Below are 19,484 nucleotides of genomic sequence, written 5' to 3' on the forward strand. Positions count from 1 at the left end.
CAAAATGAAAACAGATACGCTATTTGAAAAACAATACCGCAAGTACGGCCCTGAAGTGCAAAACTTCATTGCCCGATACGTTGGTAATTATTCGGTAGCGGAAGACATCATGCACGAAGTATTCATCAAAGCGTATCAGGCGTACCAGGAAAAACACATAGATAACCCAAGAGCCTATTTATTCGCAGCCGCCAGAAACCATTCGCTCAATCACTTAAGGCAGCAATCAAACCACCGGCGTCACAGCACGGTTGAATTTGACGAACTTATCCATGCTCATGAGCGCCCTTCTGAAGATACACGGATAGAGGCCAGAAACGAGCTTCAACTGGTCATAAAGGCTATTCGCACCCTGCCCCCAAGGGCACAAAAAGCATTTATCCTGAACCGGGTGTACCGCTTTAGTTACAAAGAAGTGGGGGAAAAAATGGGTATTTCACCACGCACAGTTGAAAACCATGTGGCGAAAGGCTTACTTGCCTGCACCAAATTTATGGTTGACTATACTTCACACGACGATCAAGCCACAGGGGACAATGTCACCAGCTTAGCCGAACATCGCAGCCGACTCAGATCGTAATTCACGGACAGTAGCAATGACAAACATAACCCACCATACATACGATGATGCTCTGGCAGAGGCTAGCAAATGGCTTGCGCGGGAAGAAGCCGGTGACATGACGGCTGAAGCACAGGAAATGCTTGAGCACCGGCTAGCATCTGATGAAACATTCCAGTTGGCATACCTCGAGACAATGCGCGCTGCAAATATCCTGAAAGGCCTCTCTAACCTGCACGGGGAGGACTTGCTCAGCGCTTTGGCACCAGATCTGTCCCATATGGTCAACAATACTGATAAAACAGCACCGAAACCCACTAAGAAGCCCCGACTATCTTATGGCTGGATGGGGGCAATCGCTGCATCATTTTTGGCGATTGCGGTTATAGTCACAACTCTGCTTCAAACTGGCCCCATGTCATCCATATATGAAACAGCTGTTGGCGAAAGCCGTACCATTATGCTGAAAGATGGTTCTGTCATTACACTGAATACTGACACACGTTTATCTGTCGCGCTCGCTGCCAATGAACGCCGTATATTACTTGAAAAAGGCGAGGCATATTTTGATGTAGCAAAAGATAAAAGTCGCCCATTTCTTGTAGTTGTAGGTGACGAAACTGTTCGGGCCGTTGGTACTGAATTTAACATTAAACACCGCAATGACATTACCAACATTATGGTCACAGAAGGCATTGTTGAAGTTAAGAAAAATACGCCAGTACCCACGCTCAGCGCGCAAAGCCAGTCCATGCCTGTTTCGCTCGCAGTAGGTGGCACATTGACAACAGATCCCGCAGGTGTACGAACAAGTAATCTCAGCCCAGAAGAACTGATGCATCAAACGTCTTGGCGCAGGGGCATGCTGCATTTCAAAAGCAAAGAACTGAGTGCTGTTGTGCAAGAAGTACAATATTATGTGAACAAAGAAATTATTATTGCGAGCGACCAAGCAAGTAGTATTTTGATTGGCGGATCCATTAACACACAGAATGTCACCTCTTTTCTGAAAGGGTTAGAAGTTAACTTCCCAGTGAGTGTGATAGAGCGCAGTAGCGTGATCATCATCAGCTATAAAAGCAAAGAGGAGGATATGCTGCAAAGCACCAGTATGTAGCCATACGCGGGCCCCTTGCTATCAAGACTGTGTTAGGGCACCATAGTTGTTACTTCATTACAGGGCATATAGATAAAATCAGGTGAGACACCACCCTACCATGCGTTTGCTATATATGATGTTCATAGTGCTGTTGCTAAGCCATGTGGTAACTGCCGCAAGCACTGACTGGACTGACCACAAGAAGGTAAAGCTGGAAGAAAAAGCCGCCAAAGCAGCAAAACAGGGCAAGTGGTCGCTCGCCATCAAATACGGAGAAAAAGCTCTCACCGCGAACGAAGCGCTCAAAAGCGAAGCGCCTGAGCATTATCTCAATACCCTTAAAAACCTGAACAGTTACTACGAAAAAGCAAACCGCCTAGACGAAATAGAACCAAGGCTTGAAAAAGCATATACATTATCAAAACAGCATTTAGGCGTTGCCCACACAACAACGTATGTAAGCAGAAACCTCTTATATAAATCACTGATATCAAAAGAGGCATATGAGCGCGCTATTCCGCTTTTGCGCGAGGCTATCACGACCTTGGGCACAGCCCCTTATGCCGACATCAAACGCCACCACTATCTAAAGCAGCTTTATTCTTTGTATGGCTTAACTGGTGCCCTTGAGAATGAGGAAAAAGCCTTAATAGAATTTCTAGCACTTGATAAAAGCCTGTATGGCACAAATGACGCAGACAATATCAAAATCATTCAAAACCTTGCGAACAACTACTGCCTGCAAAACAAGATAGAAGCCTTCAACAAGATTACAAGAACGCACGATCTGCGCTTTGCCTGCCCACAAAACTAAAGAATGATTAAAGCCGTGGCCCGTGATGGTGCTATTGCTATGGTAGATGATATTACGGTAGCGAAGGCAGCTTCGGTCATACATATTTATACTTTAGGGCGCTTTTCAGTGCATGTTTATGAAACAGGTAATCTTGATAGAGAAGCGCAATATGGTTTAAATGGTGGTCGGTACTGGGCTCGAACCAGCGACCTCTTCGATGTCAACGAAACGCTCTACCAACTGAGCTAACCGACCAGGACCATTTGCAGAACAGCACATCTAATGAGGCTGCTATGTGCCACCATATAAACGCCGCAGGTGGCACACGCAAGAGGTTTTATGTGCAGAATAGCACACGTTTGCAAAGCAGGTGACAGCCGCGATAAAACAGGCTAGCGTTACAGGATGGAAACAACGGAAGCACCCCCACCTTTTGTGCACCGCGCGCCGCGCGGGCCTGAAACGCCTTTTTTGTTTTCTGTACCGCACAGTGGACGGTTTTACCCGCCTGACTTTATGAAGCGATCGAGACTTTCAAAAACTGATCTCAGGCTTGCTGAGGACGCCTTCGTGGATACCCTGATGGCAGATATGCCTGCCCACGGTGTTACGATGCTGGTTGCAACCCACGCCAGATCATATCTTGACCTGAACCGAGCGGCTTATGAACTCGATACAGAAATGTTCACACCGCCACTTGCCTCACAAAACCACGATACTAGCTACAGGGTGCAAGCGGGTCTTGGCGTTATTCCGCGCCTTATTGCTGAAGGCATGCCAATTTATGCGGCTCCCCTCCCTGCACGCGAGGCAGAAAAGCGCATCACTACTGTTCATGCAGCATACCACCAAAAGCTGGCGCAGCTATTGGCCGCGAAACGCGCACAGTTTCCCAATGTATTTCTGGTTGATTGCCATTCCATGCCCTCCGGTAGCCACCTGAAAAGCAAAAGAGCAGAGCCTGACATTATACTCGGTGACTGTTGGGGCAAATCCTGCATGCGAGATTTCACAAGCCTTGCAGAGCAGTTATTTTCTGAGACTGGCTTAAAGGTACGGCGTAATGTGCCCTATTCCGGCGGTTATACAACAGAAAACTATGGCAAACCCGAAACTGGCGTACATGCCCTGCAAATTGAGATTAACCGCGCCCTTTATATGGATGAAGAGACCTACAGCCCACTTCCTGCCTTTGATGCTGTTAAAACTGCCCTCGGTAAAATATGTGCCAAACTGGTTATAGAGACCCTGCGCAACCCTATAACTATGGCAAATATGCAACAGGCGAAGGCTGCTGAATAGCTAGAGGCCAAAAAATGTGCGTTATTCTTTATCTAATTTTTATGGAATATTGATATAGTCTTTCTTGCGGGAGAAAACGGCCTCTTGTCTGAACATATAAAAATAGCAGACAAAAAAAAGAGCCACGCACGAAGCGTGGCCCAGGCTCAGGGAGGAAACGCCCACTCGGGGCATCCGCGGAGTTAACCGCTACTAAGTAATGTAATACGTCTGGAACCAAATTCCAAGTGAAGCTTACAATAAACTTTCTTGACAATTAGTTAACAAACACTATCCCCTTGAATTTAAAAGATATTTATTTTCAGATTTCTGAAAATTCTTTTTTTATTTTGAGTCGCACTCACCAAATACTGCACTTTTTGCCCCAAAACCTCTCGACTCATGCGTGTAACGTCAAGTTTCAAAAAAATGTCACATGATCGACACTGATCTGTCACCCCTTTCCTTTATTAAAGCCACAAGCGATAAAGGATATGTGTATGACCAAGCCTTTTTCTTTAAAGAAGAAATCGAAAAACAAAACCAGCTTTGGTAGTTTTTCTGGCTTTTCAGCGGTGCAGCCTAATTTTAACGAGGCACCTGCCGCGACTGAGCCTGCCACAACCATGACCTCCAGTATTATACCACTACTGGCTGCAGCGGGGCTTGAGCCGCCGGGTGATGCTCCGCCTGCGGAAGACGAGGAAATCACAACAAGGAAAAAAGGCGCGCGTCACTACCGCGCTGTTTTTATATCTGACACCCACCTTGGCACCCGCGCTGCAAGGGTTGATCTTTTACTGGACTTTCTAAAGTCTATTTCATGCGAACAGTTATATCTGGTTGGTGACATTGTTGATGGTTGGCAGATCAAGCGCTCATGGTTTTGGGATACAACCCATAACGATGTAATCCGCCGGGTGCTAAAAATGGCAAAACACGGCACCAAGGTAACCTACATCCCCGGCAACCACGATGAAGGCCTGCGTGGTTTTGAGGGTCATGACCTAGCTGGCGTTTCGCTGGAACCTGAGGTGGTATTTGAGGGCGCAAACGGCAAGCGCTACTGGGTACTGCACGGGGATCAGTTCGACGGTGTTGTGAAATATGCCAAATGGCTCGCCCATGTAGGGGATTATGCCTATGTATTCCTGCTACGCCTGAACACCGCAGTGAATAAAATGCGCCGCCTGCTTGGATATGATTACTGGTCACTTTCTGCTTACCTGAAACACAAGGTAAAGAACGCGGTTGAATATATCGGCAAATTCGAAGAAGCCGTGGCCGCAGAAGCGCGCCGCCGCGGTGTAGACGGTGTAATTTGTGGGCATATTCACCAGGCCGAGCGCCGCATGTTTGACGATATTGAATATATGAATGACGGCGACTGGGTCGAAAGCTGCACTGCACTGGTAGAGCATGACAACGGCGAGTTTGAGATTCTGTACTGGGCCGAAATTGTTGCCCGCAGAAACGCCCGCCGTGCTCTAAAAGAAAATGCCCGTAAAAAGCCACGCAAAAACGGCCCCGTACCCATAGCAGCAGAATAAGCTGAACCCCTATAATAAAAGGCATGCGTTACAGCTACGGCTATGCCTTTATAAACGTATAGAGACAAAAATATGCCAGATACCAGCACTGCACCCGCGGCAAAAACCACGGCAGCTTTGGCAAAATCACTTGCCATTTGCATTGTAACAGACGCTTGGCACCCACAGGTGAACGGTGTGGTACGCACCTTAGATACCCTGCGTAGTGAACTGGAGACCATGGGTCATACAGTACACATGCTAACACCGGCCATGTTTAAAACCATGCCTTGCCCCACCTACCCGGAAATTAGGCTAGCCCTTGGCACCCGTAAACGTGTGTCCGAGATCATGGCAAACTGGCATATAGACGCGGTTCACATTGCGACAGAAGGACCGCTGGGCTGGGCTGCGCGCCGCTGGTGCATAAAAAGTGGCAGGTCATTCACCACTGCCTACCATACGGCATTTCCAGAATATATTGCAGCGCGCACACCACTGCCTGCAAGCTGGTTTTACCCACTGTTCCGCAAATTTCACAGTGCCAGTAGCGGCGTGCTTGTCGCGACCCCCACTGTCAGACAGATGTTGACAGATCATGGCTTTAAAAACATTGTACCTTGGACCCGCGGTGTTGACAGTGCCCAGTTCCACCCCATGCCCGCAGCGTATGCAGACTGCACCCTAAAGCGCCCGGTACAGCTTTATGTAGGCCGCGTGGCCGTTGAAAAAAATATCGAGGCTTTCCTTGGCTGTAAGGTACCTGGTACCAAAGTGGTCGTGGGCGAAGGCCCCGTAATGACAAAACTAAAGGCAAAATTTCCTGATGTGCAGTTTTGGGGCGCTAAATCAGGGGCTGAACTCGCGGCTGCCTATGCAGTTGCTGATGTGTTTGTCTTCCCGTCAAAAACAGACACCTTTGGCCTTGTGATGATTGAGGCGCTTGCAGCTGGCGTACCGGTTGCAGCCTACCCCGTGCAGGGGCCGGTTGATGTACTGGGAGACAGGGGCAAAGGGCCGTTTAAAGGCTGGAAAAAGCAAATAGCCGCGCTGAATAATAATCTTGAGGTTGCCATTCAGGATGCCCTAACCCTTGAGCGTACCGACTGCGCCGAATTTGCAAAACTGTATAACTGGCAAGCAGTGGCCGAACAGTTCCTCAGCGCCCTTCAGGTTGAGGGTTAAGTTTATAATCTAGCTCAAGCTCAGAGAACAATCTCGCGAATAGTAATGATCCTGTCGTCATAATCGAAATGATTATAAAACTATCTATAAAGGCAGACACGAACCAAAAGTCAAAAACCACAGAAATGAGTGAAATTGGAAACAATGGTATTGCAATAGCAGTGCAGCTCCCAAATCCCCCCAGTGCGCTAACGTATAAAATACCAAAAACATCTCTGCCCCTGGGGACATACACAAAACTTTTGTATCCCGCTATCATCGCTGGAAAACTCAACAGAACAACAAATAAAGCCCCGTACAGCACCAAAAAAAGAACAAAAAGCATAAATACCGCAGCCATTGAGCTGGTCAATTCTTCCAAAACTCCTGAAAGGTAAAATAAGCCTCGCAATATAGTAAGTACCAAGATGGAAAGTGAAAAATATTTCATGATGACTTTATAATCAGAGCCACCCTTGCTTGCATCTGGTGATAAAAGGGCAACCTGCCACTTATATATATTCCATGATGCTGCAATCCACACGAACAGTATAGAAATTAAGCCCTTGCCTTGCGTGTCATCAATGCCAGCAATAATGAAACCCACAATTGCTAGGGCACATATAAATGATGGAATGATTGCACTCTTAAAGTATTGGAAATTTCTGTTTCCAAATAAACTTTACTGTACTTTTTATGACCGCATCTTTTTCCATAAGTCCCCCAATCAATATATTTTCTTCGCCATTTTAGTCAGCACCTGTATCAACGCAACCATTTTCAGATCAGGCGTCGCTATCAAGTGGACACGCATATATAACAATGTCACTTGCCTTATGTGCGAGTGCCTGATAGGGGCTTCGCAACACTATAGAATAGACTATATAAGACGGAGACAGGCGCGTGCCCAAGGACATCAGCACACCGGTTGCAACTACCTTGAACGAAAACGACACTGTAAAAGACTATTTTGTGGTCCGCGACGGTATTCGTTATGCAGGAACGCATCTGATTATTGACCTGTACGGCGCATCGCGCCTTAACGAGTTGCCGCACATTGAAGAAACCCTGCGCGCATGTATCACCGCATCAAAGGCAACTCTGCTGCATATGCACCTGCACCCGTTTGAACCAAACGGTGTGAGCGGTGTGGCTGTGCTGGCGGAAAGCCATATTTCTGTGCACACGTGGCCTGAGAGCGATTATGCTGCTTTTGATGTCTTTATGTGTGGGGCCACAAAACCTGAGGTCTGCGCCGACATTCTGGAAGCTGCCTTTAAGCCAAAAAATCTTGTCGTTACTGAACTTTTACGGGGTAAAAACTTATGAGCCAGAAACCTGCAGCCCCTTCGTGGTGGCGTGAACGGTCTGAAGATATAGGCGCCGCACTCTCACTTGAGGTAACCCTGCTACACCGCGAGCAAAGCCCCTATCAATTGATTGAGATTTTAGACCATAAAGCCTATGGTCGCCTTCTAGTGCTAGATGGCTATGTGCAGGCAAGTCAGGCTGACGAATTTATCTATCACGAGATGGCACTGCACGTGCCGCTTTTAGGCCGCGAGCGCACTAACACATCTGTCCTTATTCTGGGCGGCGGTGACGGCGGCGCACTAAGAGAAGCGCTTGTGCATGATTTTGTAACCGACGTGACCATGGTGGAAATTGACGAACGCGTTATCGCGCTTTCAAATGAATATCTGGGCGTGAACGGCAACTATAACGACCCACGTGTTACCCTGCATATTGAAAACGCGGCGGATGTTGTTGCCCGGTATGTGGCTGAGGGTAAAAAATATGACCTGATCCTGCTGGACCTCACAGAACCGGTTGGTCCTTCTGCTTGCCTGTTCACGGAGGATTTCTGCCGTGAACTTGTGAAGCTGGTATCAGACACAGGTGTGATTATCGATTCAGATAGTATTTTCCTGTCCACCAGTGGCGGTCAGTTCCTACAAGAAGACAGCGACCACGGCGAAAACCTTGTAAATGTGATGCGTCGTACCAAGATGCTACCTCATATGGAAGTATACCGCGGCAAAGTGCCTGTATACCCTGGCGCTGATTTTGGCTTTTACCTATACAGCCGCGACGGTGTTTCTCTAAAGCAACCAGTGCGTAACTATGAAGGCAAGCAGTATAGCCCAGAGATGCACAGCGCCGCTTTTGTACTGCCCCGCTGGCAAAAAGAATGGCTTGGGCTATAGGCCTGCTTCCACGCTGAAAACTAGGTTTCAAGGCAAGAACTCTTTCCTTCTTGCCTAATTGCCATTTCCCGCGTATAAGGCGCGCAAATGCTGGGGCCCATATAGGTGAGGCCCCTTTTATAATTTTGTAACAGATGGTGTGCATAGATACTCCCCAGAGTCCATGCGCGAAGTGCGCCGGTAAAAGAGCGCCGCCCCCCAGGAATGTAAAATGACAAAAAAAATACGCAATATCGCGATTATCGCGCACGTTGACCACGGTAAGACAACACTTGTGGATAACCTTTTCAAACAGTCTGGTATGCTACGCGAAAACCAGCGCATGGAAGAACGTGCGATGGATAGCGGCGATCTGGAAAAAGAACGCGGCATTACTATTCTCGCGAAATGTACGTCTGTTATGTGGGGCGACACGCGCGTTAATATTGTTGATACACCAGGCCACGCCGATTTCGGCGGTGAGGTGGAACGTATTCTTTCCATGGTTGATGGTGTGGTCCTGCTGGTTGATGCCGCAGAAGGCCCTATGCCGCAAACCAAATTTGTAACCATGAAGGCCCTCGCCCTTGGCTTGTGCCCAATTGTGGTTGTAAACAAAGTTGATAAATCAGACGGTGATCCAGACGCAGCAACAGACGCCTGTTTTGACCTGTTCGTGAACTTGGATGCAAACGAAGACCAGCTTGATTTCCCTGTAATGTACGCCTCTGGCCGTAATGGTTGGTGCGACGAAACACTCGATGGGCCACGCGAAAACCTGCACCCGCTGTTTGAGAAAATTATCGAGCATGTTCCTGCGCCAAAAGTGGTAACAAACGGTAACGCTGACAAGCCTTTTTCCATGCTGATCAGCCTGCTTGACCGCGACAACTTTGTTGGTCGTATCCTGACCGGGCGTATTGAAACAGGCCGGGTAAAAATTGGTACCCCTATTCACGCACTTGCCCATGACGGCGGCGTTCTGGAAACTGGTCGTATTTCAAAGCTGCTCGCTTTTAGGGGGCTTGAACGCGTACCGGTGGAAGAAGCAGAAGCAGGTGACATTGTCGCGATCGCAGGCCTCACAGTTGCAAACGTGGCGGACACCATCTCTGTTCCTGAAGTTACAGAACCGCTGCACGCTATTCCGGTTGACCCACCAACCCTCGCAATGACCTTTATGGTAAATGACAGCCCACTTGCTGGCCGCGAAGGCAAGCATGTAACAAGCCGGGTTATCCGCGACCGCTTAATGCGCGAAGCCGAAGGTAACGTTGCGATCGAAGTTACAGAATCTGAAAGCAAAGACGCTTTCGAAGTAGCTGGCCGCGGCGAGCTGCAACTTGGTGTCCTTATTGAAACTATGCGCCGCGAAGGCTTTGAGCTTGCAATCTCTCGCCCACGCGTACTGTTCAAAAATGACGATAACGGCAAGCGTCTTGAACCATACGAAACTGTACAGATCGATGTGGACGAAGAATACCAAGGCAACGTGGTAGAGAAAATGTCGCAGCGCAAGGCTGAACTTAAAGGTATGGTACCATCAGGTGGTGGTAAAGTACGCCTGACGTTTGATGCCCCTGCCCGCGGCCTTATTGGTTATCATGGTGAATTCCTGACAGACACACGCGGTACCGGTATTATGGCCCGCGCCTATGACCGCTACGACGCCTACAAAGGCCCAATCCGTGCACGTCAGCGCGGTGTGCTGATCGCCACAGCTGGCGGCAAGGCCGTTCAGTATGCGCTGTTCTATTTACAGGAACGCGGTACTATCATGATCAACCACGGCGACGAAGTGTATGAAGGCATGATTATCGGCGAGCATAGCCGCGATAACGATCTTGACGTAAACGTGCAGAAAGCCAAACAGCTTACAAACATGCGCGCCAGTGGCAAGGACGATGCTATCAAAATGACCACGCCGAAGATTTTGCCTCTTGAGGAAGCTCTTGCCTACATTAACGACGACGAGCTGGTTGAGGTAACACCACAAAGCATTCGCTTGCGCAAACGCTACCTCTTACCACACGAGCGTAAGAAAAACGCCAAAGCAGCAGAATAAAACCTACCAAAAGCGGTTTACCGCAAAGGCGCCACGGCTTATCCGGTGGCGCCTTTTTTATGACGTAATTTTTGGTATATTGTAAAAGTAGATAAAACGTCTTATATTAGACAGACAAGTGACGCTGAAAACAGCGCGCCATAAAATAAAAAACGACAACGACCGAGCGGCCAAATACATAAAAAAGCCGCACGACAAGCGAAGGAGAAAACCCATGCAGAAACCTGCAAGCACCTACGGTATGACCAAAGTTGAATATCAACGCAGGCTGCAAGCTTTTGAGCAAGCTCAAGCTTACCGTGAAGCTGCCCAGCAGCCAAGAGACGGCCTGTTCACGCGCCTTTTCAAGCGCAGCCATTAAAATAGTCCTTTTGAAAGCTTAAAAACCCGCAGCACGGGCACCTTTGCATGTGCCGGTCCTTTTAGCATGATCCCATGTGGTTATTCTATGAATTCAGCCATGTTATGAGGGTGCTTCTGATTGTAAAATCAGTTGCCCCTTCTATACAAAAGGTATCTAGAGACGGGTTTACACGTAAACCATAATTATTTGGAGTTTTATATTCATCGGCAACCAGCATTGTGACTACTTCTAATATCCCATCCCCAAATGTAAACCAAGAATACTCATTGTCCGCAATGCCATAAATTGCAGCCTTGGGGATAGTGAGCACCCCTTGCCGTGTTGTTAAACACAAATGGTTTGTATGGATTTCCAAGGCATTTTTAGAATATCGGACAGGATACTGTATAATAGGATACTGTATCCATAGAAAAATTAGCATCACCACACAGAATATCAGGCTAAAACCAAGCGTGTCGCGCCCGACATCACTATAAAAAGCATAAACGGGCGCCAAAACCAGAACAGCAACGGTGACCCAAAAGCAAATGATCATCATGGCAATTTGTCGCGTTTTAAACTTATAAATAATCGGATATTCCATAGCCTACCCCAGCTTAAAATGTTTCTATGGCACCACTTTCTAAATATTCACTTTTACCTCTCAACTCTTTTGAGAAGTGGAGTATTCGGTCAAATTGACAAATACCAATAGGTATATTTATTCATCTATAGTCAAAGCCGCTAATGTTCCCCACAAACCGTATAAAAAGGCGCCACACGGGCGCCTTTTATGTGTTTCGCGATCGACATGAAGCCTGCTTTTAGTCTTCTTTTTCGATATAAAGCGTGCGCGACGGGAATGGAATATCCACATCGCTGGCGTTGAAGTTTTCTTTCACGGTTTTAAGCAGCGCCCACTTCAGCGGCCAATAATCACTACCAAGGCACCAGACCCGCACCATAATATCAACACTGCTTTCACCAAGATTTGACACGGCAACAACCGCCTCAGGCTCTTTCATGCAGCGCTCGTCAGCCGCCAGCGCCTTACGGATAATATCCATCGCCTTATTAATATCAGCGCCGTAACCAATGCCAAAAACCATGTCCAGCCGGCGGGTGTCGTGGTGATTAAAGTTTTTAATGCTAGACCCCCAAACACTGCTGTTTGGAACGGTAATGCGTACGTTATCTGGCGTGTCCATTTCAGTCACGAACAGAGTAATAGCCTTCACCACGCCTGCTGTGCCGCCTACATCGACAAATTGCCCAACCCGGAACGGCCGGAAGATCAAAAGCATAACACCAGCAGCCACATTAGAAAGCGTGCCCTGCAGTGCGAGGCCAATGGCAAGGCCTGCCGCACCAATAACCGCCACAAGGCTTGTGGTTTCCACCCCAAACTGGCCTAAAATCGCAATCACTGTAAAAATAATAACCGCGTATTTCGCAAGGCTCGCCAAGAAATGGGAAACCGTTTCATCCATTTTTTCGCTACGGCCCAAAATTTTGCCAAGCCGCACCTTAACCGCACCGGCAAGCCACAAGCCAATGATCAGGATAAGAATAGCGCCAATAACCGAAAGGCCCATATCAATGGCTTGTGCCAACATCACATCCATCTGCTCATTATCATTCAATAGGTCCATGAAAGTTTCCTGTTATTCTTCAAATGTTATTTGTTAAAGGGCCATTTAAGCTGGCCGGGCTATGGTATTACAAAAGTAGCAGAATCACACATTGTTTGCTGGGCGATGAATCCAGTTTTGGCGGAAATTATCTGCCGAAACCGGTTTACTAAAATAATAGCCCTGCACACTGATGCAGCCCCTATCCTGTAAAAACTCAAGTTGTTCTAACGTCTCCACACCTTCGGCTGTTACCATGAAACCTAGCACTTCACCAAGACTGAGTATAGCCTGAATGATAGCTTGATCATCTGTGTTTTCAATCACACCACGTGTAAAACTATGGTCAATTTTAACATAATCAAACGGCAACCGTTTCAAATAAGACAATGAACTATAGCCAGTGCCAAAGTCATCTAGCGCAAACCGAACCCCAATAGTTCGCAGCCGCTGCATAACCTCTGCAGCTTGTTTCAGGTCTGCCAGCAAACTTGTTTCTGTGAGTTCAAACACCAGCCTGCCGGGTTCAAGGGCATTATCTGCAATCACTTTTTCTACAAAGGCGATAAAATTAGGCCGGTGGATCTGCTCGCCAGAAATATTAATGGAAAGCTGCGGCAAGCCGGGTGTGGCCGCCAAAAAGGCGCAGGCTTCCTCCATGATTTTCTCACCTAGCAACCAAATGAGACCACTGTTTTCTGCCACAGGTACAAAAACAGCTGGCGAAACTTGCCCCAAATCCGGGCTGTTCCAGCGCACCAATGCCTCGGCCCCAATAAGTTCAAATGTCTGTGAATGTACAATCGGCTGATAGTGCATATAAAATTCATTATTGCTAAGCCCCATGCGCATATGGTTTTCAATCCGCACCTGATTAAGAACCATTTCCTCCATTTCAGGGGCAAAGAAACGATAACTGTCCTTACCCGCTGATTTTGCCTCATACATGGCAGTGTCTGCCTGTCGCAAAATGGCATCAATCGTTGCACTTTCTGGTGTAAGCATGGTTATGCCAATGCTCACTGTCACGTGCAGGCTGTGCTGTTCAATAAGCACAGGTTCTACCAGCGCTTCCAAGGCTTTGCCCGCAACCTTGCTAACACCGCGTAGCGCCTTAACCATGTCGGCCCCCGCTTCAGGTAACAGAACAGCAAATTCATCTCCGCCAATACGAGCAACAGAATCTTCACGCCGACAGCAGGTTTGCAACCGGGCAGAAACTTCACGCAGCAATTGGTCTCCCACAGAGTGCCCCAGCGCATCATTGATGGTTTTGAAATTGTCCAGATCCAGCAACATCAGCGCGCCTATAGTGGCATGGCGCTTGGTGTGCTGTAAAACCTGCTCAAGCCTCTCTTGTAAAAGGCGGCGGTTCGGAAGGGAGGTCAGGTCATCATGAAACGCAAGGCGCTCTTCCCGTTCCTGCGCGCGGCGCTGGTTTGTCATATATCGTATAACCCGCCGCAACTCTCGCACAGAAAGGTCATCGTGAAAGACCACATCACTTGCCCCTCGCTTAAGGAGCGACGCTTCAAAAACAAGATCATCCTGCCCGGATATTATAACCAACGGCGCCTTACAATCAGTCCTATCAAGAATTTCTTCAACAAGATTGAGGCTCGTTTCTTTGCCGATGCTGGCGCTTATAAAGCAGATGTCAAAATACCAGCTTCTATGAGCCTTAATAAGCTCAATCGTTGTCTCTGCATCTTCGGTGCGTGATATACACCCATTAATGCCGTCCAGCCCCTCAACAAGACGCGAAAAGCTTTCGTAGCTTTCCTCATTTGCTTCGACCAGAAGTATATTCAGTCCGTTTTTCACCGGCCTCAACAACCCCACATCGTTAATACTTTATCCCGCACGCAGCACCTTGTACTAGTTTAGGATAAATTACAACAATTTGGACTTAATTGATGGAATTGGATAATTTCAATTTTCATCAAATACATAAAGTCTTTCCTACTTTTTTACAAAGCCTTAACCATACTGGACATATGGTACCTGTTGCTAAAGCTGGCCTACGAGAACCAGCAAGGCATTTGGAATAGGCGCGTTTCGCGCCGGTTAGCCAAAGCCAAAATGGGATAGGGGAACATAGAATATGGCAGAGCGTAAAATTCAGGTATTCCTGTATGGAGCATCTATAAGCCTTGAAATTCTATCAACTGCCGGTATTCCAAAACGTGCGTTTGCCCCTGCTTCCATTACCGGGTTTGATCTTGTTATAAAGCCTGTTGCCAATCTGGTTGAAAATGGCGACGGCATTGTTTACGGCATTCTAGCCAACTTTACCCACACTGAAATTCAAGCTCTTTTTGATAGTTACCTCAGAACACGCACAACAGCGACATACCAGTATGAACCAGTAATGGCCCACACTCGCGGCGGCAGAACAGTTGCCGCCATTACCTTTATGTCCGTTGATATGGAACCAGCCCCCGTTGATAAAGATTATGTTAATTTTCTCCTGAAAGCTTCAAAAGACTATGGCTTTCCCGGCTGGTATATTCAGTATATTGAAGCCTTCATTAAATAACCCAGATAAAAAGAACGCCGCGTAGCAGTGCTATACGGCGTTAAGTCCCAATGATCATATAAATATTGGTAGGAACGTAAAGCCTGCGCCCCAAAAGAGCACAGGCCTGATAGTCTTTTAGAAATCATACCCAATGCTGAACTTCACAGAACGACCAAGAATGGGGCGGCCATTCGGTGCAGACGGGTTGCGCGGATCACCTTCTGTTATGCCGTGGCTATCAGTCAGGTTATCCCCATGCACTTGGAAGAACAGGTTAGAGGATGTACGCACCAGAATACCTGCATCAAGCTTTTCATAACCGTCAAGGTCAACCGTGTTAGCGTTATCGCCGTAACGGTGGCCAACAAGCTGTACAGCACCATACAAAGTCGCGCTTACATCACCAATTTCAAACATATAGCTTGGTGAAATACGGAACTGTGTTTTTGGTTGGCGCAGAACTTGGTTATCCACATCTGCAGGTGTTGTCGATTCTGTGATCTTAGCATCTTGAACAGTTGCAAGAACAGAAAGGCTAAACGGCCCATATGTGAAACTACCATCCACTTCAACCCCGATAGACCGCGTTTTAAAGGCTGTTGCACCAATAACGCTGCCTACAACACTGGAGAAGCTGTCATTCTTGTTATAGAAGGCCGTTGCAAACAGGCCAAAATGCTCACCTGAATATTTCACGCCGCCTTCAAGCTGCTTCACACCGTTCACATTCAAGTTGTTTTCCCGTACATCATCAAAGTGTGGGAAAAGTGACCCTTTTGAATACCGTGCAAACACACCCACATCGTCGTTGAAGTCAAAGTTCACAGCGCCAGTGTAGGAAACAGCATCGTCTTTCAGTGTAGTAGCCATATCGCGTATACCGTCAGGGTAGCCCGGGCCAGAATCGAGCACATAATCAATCTCGATCCATTCCTGACGTACACCAAAATCAAACCGTAGCTGTGACGTTGCCTGCCAGCTATCGGCGATATAAAGCGCATCTGCTGTTGCATCACCCGATGACTGGATACCATATGCCCAACATCCTGTACCTGACCCGGCAGCAGCCAAATCAGCGCATGTAGTGCCATCGAGGGAATCGCCGTTCGCTACATTATGGAAGGGCAAGAAATTACCGATTGACCAGAAATCATCCGATGACCAGTTGGCACGGTAATAGCCAACAGTAATATCATGATCACCAAGGTGTTTGTTGATGCTGATATCATTTGTGAACGATTCAATATCTTTCAAGACAACCCAGTGGCCATATGCCTGTACATACTCGCTACCAGCCAGCGTTTCACCGCCTGTCGTTGTTGCTGTACCACCCGGCAAGGCAGAAACTTGAACAGAACCACCATCTGGAACAAAACCAAGGGTGTCAGCATTGCCTTTTGTATAGGACATGTTGTCCCTGATTGCCCAACCATCGCCGAGGTCAAAATCTGCATTAAGGCCCGTAACAACACCGTCCCAACCACGACCATCCGCAAAGTCGAATGTTTCCATATCGCCGTTTGCATTCACTTGAAGTGTGCGATAGCGCGAGTTATTGCCAAGCTGCGAGAATGTGCCCAGGTCGTTACCTGTACCAAGCGCCATGGGTAGATACCACTGACCGTGGTCATCTGTCATACGCGCCCATGCGTTAATTTCGCCGTTTTCAAGAACCTTGGTCAGTTGAACCGTGAATTGCTTGCCTTTTTCGGAAGTAAATTCAGCATCCCGAATACCATCAGATGACTGAACATAGCCACCGACCATGTAATACAGATCATTACCAAGGGGGCCAGACATAACCGCATCAACACGCTGCAAGCCATAATCTGATGTCGAGTATTTAACCCGGCCTTCAGTCTCATCGCCGCCTTTTTTCAGGTTAAAGTTCAGTGTCACACCCGGCTCGCCGTTAGAGAAAACAGCGTTAGGGCCGCCTCTCAGAGCTTCAGCACTTGAAACTGTTTCATCAATTCGAAACAGAACACTTTGTTCCATAAAGGACAGCATTTCAGTGCCGTAAATTGGTGCACCGTTAATAGACATGGTCACAAACGGCGCATCACTGCCACCCGGTAAGCCACGTACATCGATATTCGCGCCTGCAATACCGCCAGAGCTTTCCGCCCACACACCCGGAACAAGAGTAAAAAGTTCTGCCGTACTTTTAGGCCCTGCGAGGCTAATTGCATCTTCGCTCATGGTTGTAATAGCAAAACTTGCATTCTGCTTTGCGATACCTGCACCGCCAGGAGTACCCAGCACCACAATTTCTTCAATGGATGCAGTATTGTCTGCATTTGCCTGTGTATCCTGCGCGGATACAGCCGTCGCTGCCATCGCCATAGCTATCGCAGTCGACATATTCAAACTAAGTCGAGTTAGTTTCATGTAATCCTCCCGTGTGCCTTCTTGATATATTCCCCTGCAGAGCAAAAGCCCCGCAAATTACCAGAATTCTACAAATACTTCGTAAAGACACATCGAATAGTTTCCCCATATGTCTTTGAAAAGCTCTGGCCCTTTATGGCTACGCTTCTTTGCAATCGATTGCAATAGATAATTACAATCGATTGCATAAATCAGTAATAATTCTCGACAAAAGTGCAGTTCTAAGGGTAGTAAGGTCTTATGGAAAAAAGTAAAAACCTAACCATGGCAGATATAGCCAAGCTTGCTGGTGTTTCCGAGGCAACTGTATCCCGTGCCTTGAAGAACAGCCCTCTTATCAATAAAGAAACCCGGGCAAAAGTTCAGCGAGTCGCAGCAGAAAATAATTATGAAATAAATGCCGCCGCCAGAAATTTCCGTCTTAAAAAAACCCACACACTTGCTGTGGTGCTGATGGTAGACCGTGACTGGGGCCACGAAGTTACAGATGCGTTTTTGCTGGTGCTGCTGGGCAGTATTGCGGATGAAGCCTCCCATCATGGCTATGATTTGCTGCTCGCAACCAACCCGCGCCAAATATACGACATGAATGGATATTATATTGAAAGCAAGCGGGCAGATGGTCTTATTATCATTGGTCAAGGCCGCAATGATGCCCGCCTCGACCTGCTCGCAACCAAAAAAGCACCGTTCATTGTTTGGGGTGCGCATGTTGAAGAACATAACTATCTAACCGTTGGCAGCGACAATGAAACCGGCGCAGAAGATGCCACCGCTTTACTCATCAAAAATGGCCGCAAACGGATTGCCTTTATGGGTGATGAGCGCCACCCAGAGGTGGAACACCGCCTGAAGGGGTACAAAAAAGCACTTCAAAAAGCATCCATCCCAATTGATGACCAGTTGATCATCAAAACAGATTTTTCTCGATCAGACGGCTACAATAAAACGGATCAGGTTTTACTAGGCGAAGGCCGCGACTTTGACGCGATTTTTGCTGTAAGTGATAATGTCGCTATCGGTGCCATGAAGCGCCTTACTGAAGCAGGTAAAATAATCCCCGATGATGTTGCTGTTATCGGGTTTGATGATATCTCACTTGCAAGCTTTAGTTCACCGGGACTAACGACCGTACACCAAGATATTACCCAAGGGGGCAAGTGCCTCGTACAAAACCTGCTGGATATAATGGCAGGAAAAACTGTTGACCATGTCGCCTTGCCTGCAAAGCTTGTTATCCGACAATCGTGCGGCAGCGCCTAAGCTTTAGCCTGCATAAGCTTGAAACACTCAATCAAACCCTCAGGAGTAGGCATTACTACATCTGCTTCATGGAGAAGGGCTGGGTCTCCAATACCAACTGCGATCATCCCAGCGGCTTTGATAGCTGTTACACCTGCGACAGCATCTTCCACACCAATAGCATCAGTCGGGGCAGAGTTCAGAGCACGCGCCACATCCAGAAAAATATCAGGGGCTGGTTTACCGTTCAGAATTTTGCCTGCATCTGCCACATAATCAAATACACCCTCAACACCAAGGCTTTTAATCACCTGTGGAGCATTGCGGCTTGCTGATGCTAAGCCGATCTTCCAACCTTCTTCCCTGAGCCAGGTAAAGGTGTCTGATACACCTGGCAGCAACTCTGCCGCGTTTATCCCTTTAATCAGTTCTTTGTAATCATCATTCTTCTGGTCCGCGAGGGCGAGCCGTTCTTTATTTGAAAACAGTCGAGGTGATTTTGCCAGAATATAATCTAGCGATTCCATGCGCCCCACGCCTTTTAAGTTATCGTTGTCTTCGTGGGTGAAGGCAACGCCTACAAATTCCGCAAGCCTGCGCCATGCCTGAAAATGGTATTTAGCGGTGTCAACAACCACACCGTCCAGATCAAATATACAGGTTTTTGGTGTCATTGT

At 47.6% G+C, this 19,484-nt stretch carries 18 protein-coding genes and 1 tRNA gene; 12 read left to right on the top strand and 7 right to left on the bottom strand.

What is annotated here, in order from left to right; genetic code table 11:
* Positions 1-4: 4 nt before the first annotated feature.
* From ICL80_RS16315 to ICL80_RS16325, 3 genes are all read left to right on the top strand, one after another.
* A complete protein-coding gene (locus ICL80_RS16315) occupies positions 5-580 on the top strand; it encodes an RNA polymerase sigma factor (RefSeq protein WP_194213786.1) in 576 nt (191 codons plus the stop codon).
* 16 nt (positions 581-596) lie between these two features.
* Positions 597-1,676 (top strand): FecR family protein, encoded by a 1,080-nt coding sequence (locus tag ICL80_RS16320; protein WP_194213787.1) that lies wholly within the window; start codon positions 597-599, stop codon positions 1,674-1,676.
* Positions 1,677-1,776: 100 nt separating this feature from the next.
* Positions 1,777-2,472, top strand: a complete 696-nt coding sequence (locus tag ICL80_RS16325) for a hypothetical protein (protein WP_194213788.1) — start codon at positions 1,777-1,779, stop codon at positions 2,470-2,472.
* A gap of 161 nt (positions 2,473-2,633) precedes the next feature.
* On the opposite strand, the gene ICL80_RS16330 is transcribed toward ICL80_RS16325, so the two are convergent.
* Positions 2,634-2,709: transfer RNA gene (locus tag ICL80_RS16330), tRNA-Val, on the bottom strand.
* Positions 2,710-2,859: 150 nt separating this feature from the next.
* On the opposite strand from ICL80_RS16330, the gene ICL80_RS16335 reads away from it, so the two are divergent.
* The 3 genes from ICL80_RS16335 (at position 2,860) to ICL80_RS16345 (ending at position 6,449) form a co-directional block, all read left to right on the top strand.
* Positions 2,860-3,756 carry an N-formylglutamate amidohydrolase gene (locus ICL80_RS16335; RefSeq protein ID WP_194213789.1) on the top strand — a complete coding sequence of 299 codons (897 nt, stop codon included), beginning with the start codon at positions 2,860-2,862 and terminating at the stop codon, positions 3,754-3,756.
* A 479-nt stretch (positions 3,757-4,235) separates the two neighbouring features.
* A complete protein-coding gene (locus ICL80_RS16340; RefSeq protein WP_228073620.1) occupies positions 4,236-5,285 on the top strand; it encodes a UDP-2,3-diacylglucosamine diphosphatase in 1,050 nt (349 codons plus the stop codon).
* Positions 5,286-5,357: 72 nt separating this feature from the next.
* Complete coding sequence (locus tag ICL80_RS16345; RefSeq protein WP_194213790.1) at positions 5,358-6,449, top strand: glycosyltransferase family 4 protein; 1,092 nt, start codon at positions 5,358-5,360, stop codon at positions 6,447-6,449.
* Here the strand turns inward: ICL80_RS16345 and ICL80_RS16350 are convergent.
* A complete protein-coding gene (locus ICL80_RS16350) occupies positions 6,424-7,035 on the bottom strand; it encodes a hypothetical protein (protein ID WP_194213791.1) in 612 nt (203 codons plus the stop codon). The two genes, ICL80_RS16345 and ICL80_RS16350, sit on opposite strands and share 26 nt — an antisense overlap.
* A 296-nt stretch (positions 7,036-7,331) precedes the next feature.
* Here ICL80_RS16350 and speD point away from each other — a divergent pair, with 296 nt between their 5' ends.
* The 4 genes from speD (at position 7,332) to ICL80_RS16370 (ending at position 11,040) form a co-directional block, all read left to right on the top strand.
* Entirely contained in the window at positions 7,332-7,757 is a 426-nt protein-coding gene (gene speD / locus ICL80_RS16355) for an adenosylmethionine decarboxylase (RefSeq protein ID WP_194213792.1), read from the top strand.
* Positions 7,754-8,635: a spermine/spermidine synthase domain-containing protein gene (locus ICL80_RS16360; protein ID WP_194213793.1), complete on the top strand. Its 882-nt coding sequence runs from the start codon at positions 7,754-7,756 to the stop codon at positions 8,633-8,635. Before speD ends, ICL80_RS16360 begins: the two co-directional genes overlap by 4 nt.
* A 211-nt stretch (positions 8,636-8,846) precedes the next feature.
* The gene (typA, locus tag ICL80_RS16365; protein ID WP_194213794.1) at positions 8,847-10,679 is read left to right on the top strand and encodes a translational GTPase TypA; all 1,833 of its coding nucleotides are present in this window, start codon (positions 8,847-8,849) and stop codon (positions 10,677-10,679) included.
* A 214-nt stretch (positions 10,680-10,893) separates the two neighbouring features.
* Positions 10,894-11,040, top strand: a complete 147-nt coding sequence (locus tag ICL80_RS16370) for a hypothetical protein (RefSeq protein ID WP_194213795.1) — start codon at positions 10,894-10,896, stop codon at positions 11,038-11,040.
* An 85-nt stretch (positions 11,041-11,125) separates the two neighbouring features.
* Here the strand turns inward: ICL80_RS16370 and ICL80_RS16375 are convergent, their stop codons facing one another.
* The 3 genes from ICL80_RS16375 to ICL80_RS16385 all read right to left on the bottom strand — a co-directional run bounded on the left by ICL80_RS16375 (position 11,126) and on the right by ICL80_RS16385 (position 14,477).
* The gene (locus tag ICL80_RS16375; protein ID WP_194213796.1) at positions 11,126-11,626 is read right to left on the bottom strand and encodes a hypothetical protein; all 501 of its coding nucleotides are present in this window, start codon (positions 11,624-11,626) and stop codon (positions 11,126-11,128) included.
* Positions 11,627-11,846: 220 nt separating this feature from the next.
* On the bottom strand, positions 11,847-12,674 hold the full coding sequence (locus tag ICL80_RS16380; RefSeq protein WP_228073623.1) for a mechanosensitive ion channel family protein: 828 nt from the start codon (positions 12,672-12,674) through the stop codon (positions 11,847-11,849).
* Positions 12,675-12,758: 84 nt separating this feature from the next.
* Entirely contained in the window at positions 12,759-14,477 is a 1,719-nt protein-coding gene (locus ICL80_RS16385) for a putative bifunctional diguanylate cyclase/phosphodiesterase (protein ID WP_194213797.1), read from the bottom strand.
* Positions 14,478-14,757: 280 nt separating this feature from the next.
* Here ICL80_RS16385 and ICL80_RS16390 point away from each other — a divergent pair, with 280 nt between their 5' ends.
* On the top strand, positions 14,758-15,192 hold the full coding sequence (locus ICL80_RS16390; RefSeq protein ID WP_194213798.1) for a hypothetical protein: 435 nt from the start codon (positions 14,758-14,760) through the stop codon (positions 15,190-15,192).
* Positions 15,193-15,309: 117 nt separating this feature from the next.
* Here the strand turns inward: ICL80_RS16390 and ICL80_RS16395 are convergent, their stop codons facing one another.
* Positions 15,310-17,565 (bottom strand): TonB-dependent siderophore receptor, encoded by a 2,256-nt coding sequence (locus ICL80_RS16395; protein ID WP_194213799.1) that lies wholly within the window; start codon positions 17,563-17,565, stop codon positions 15,310-15,312.
* A 240-nt stretch (positions 17,566-17,805) separates the two neighbouring features.
* Between ICL80_RS16395 and ICL80_RS16400 the strand changes: the two genes are divergently transcribed.
* The gene (locus ICL80_RS16400; protein ID WP_194213800.1) at positions 17,806-18,828 is read left to right on the top strand and encodes a LacI family DNA-binding transcriptional regulator; all 1,023 of its coding nucleotides are present in this window, start codon (positions 17,806-17,808) and stop codon (positions 18,826-18,828) included.
* On the opposite strand, the gene pgmB is transcribed toward ICL80_RS16400, so the two are convergent.
* On the bottom strand, positions 18,825-19,481 hold the full coding sequence (gene pgmB, locus ICL80_RS16405; protein WP_194213801.1) for a beta-phosphoglucomutase: 657 nt from the start codon (positions 19,479-19,481) through the stop codon (positions 18,825-18,827). The two genes, ICL80_RS16400 and pgmB, sit on opposite strands and share 4 nt — an antisense overlap.
* Positions 19,482-19,484: the final 3 nt, after the last annotated feature.

Source organism: Kordiimonas pumila (genome assembly GCF_015240255.1).
Lineage (GTDB): Bacteria > Pseudomonadota > Alphaproteobacteria > Sphingomonadales > Kordiimonadaceae > Kordiimonas > Kordiimonas pumila.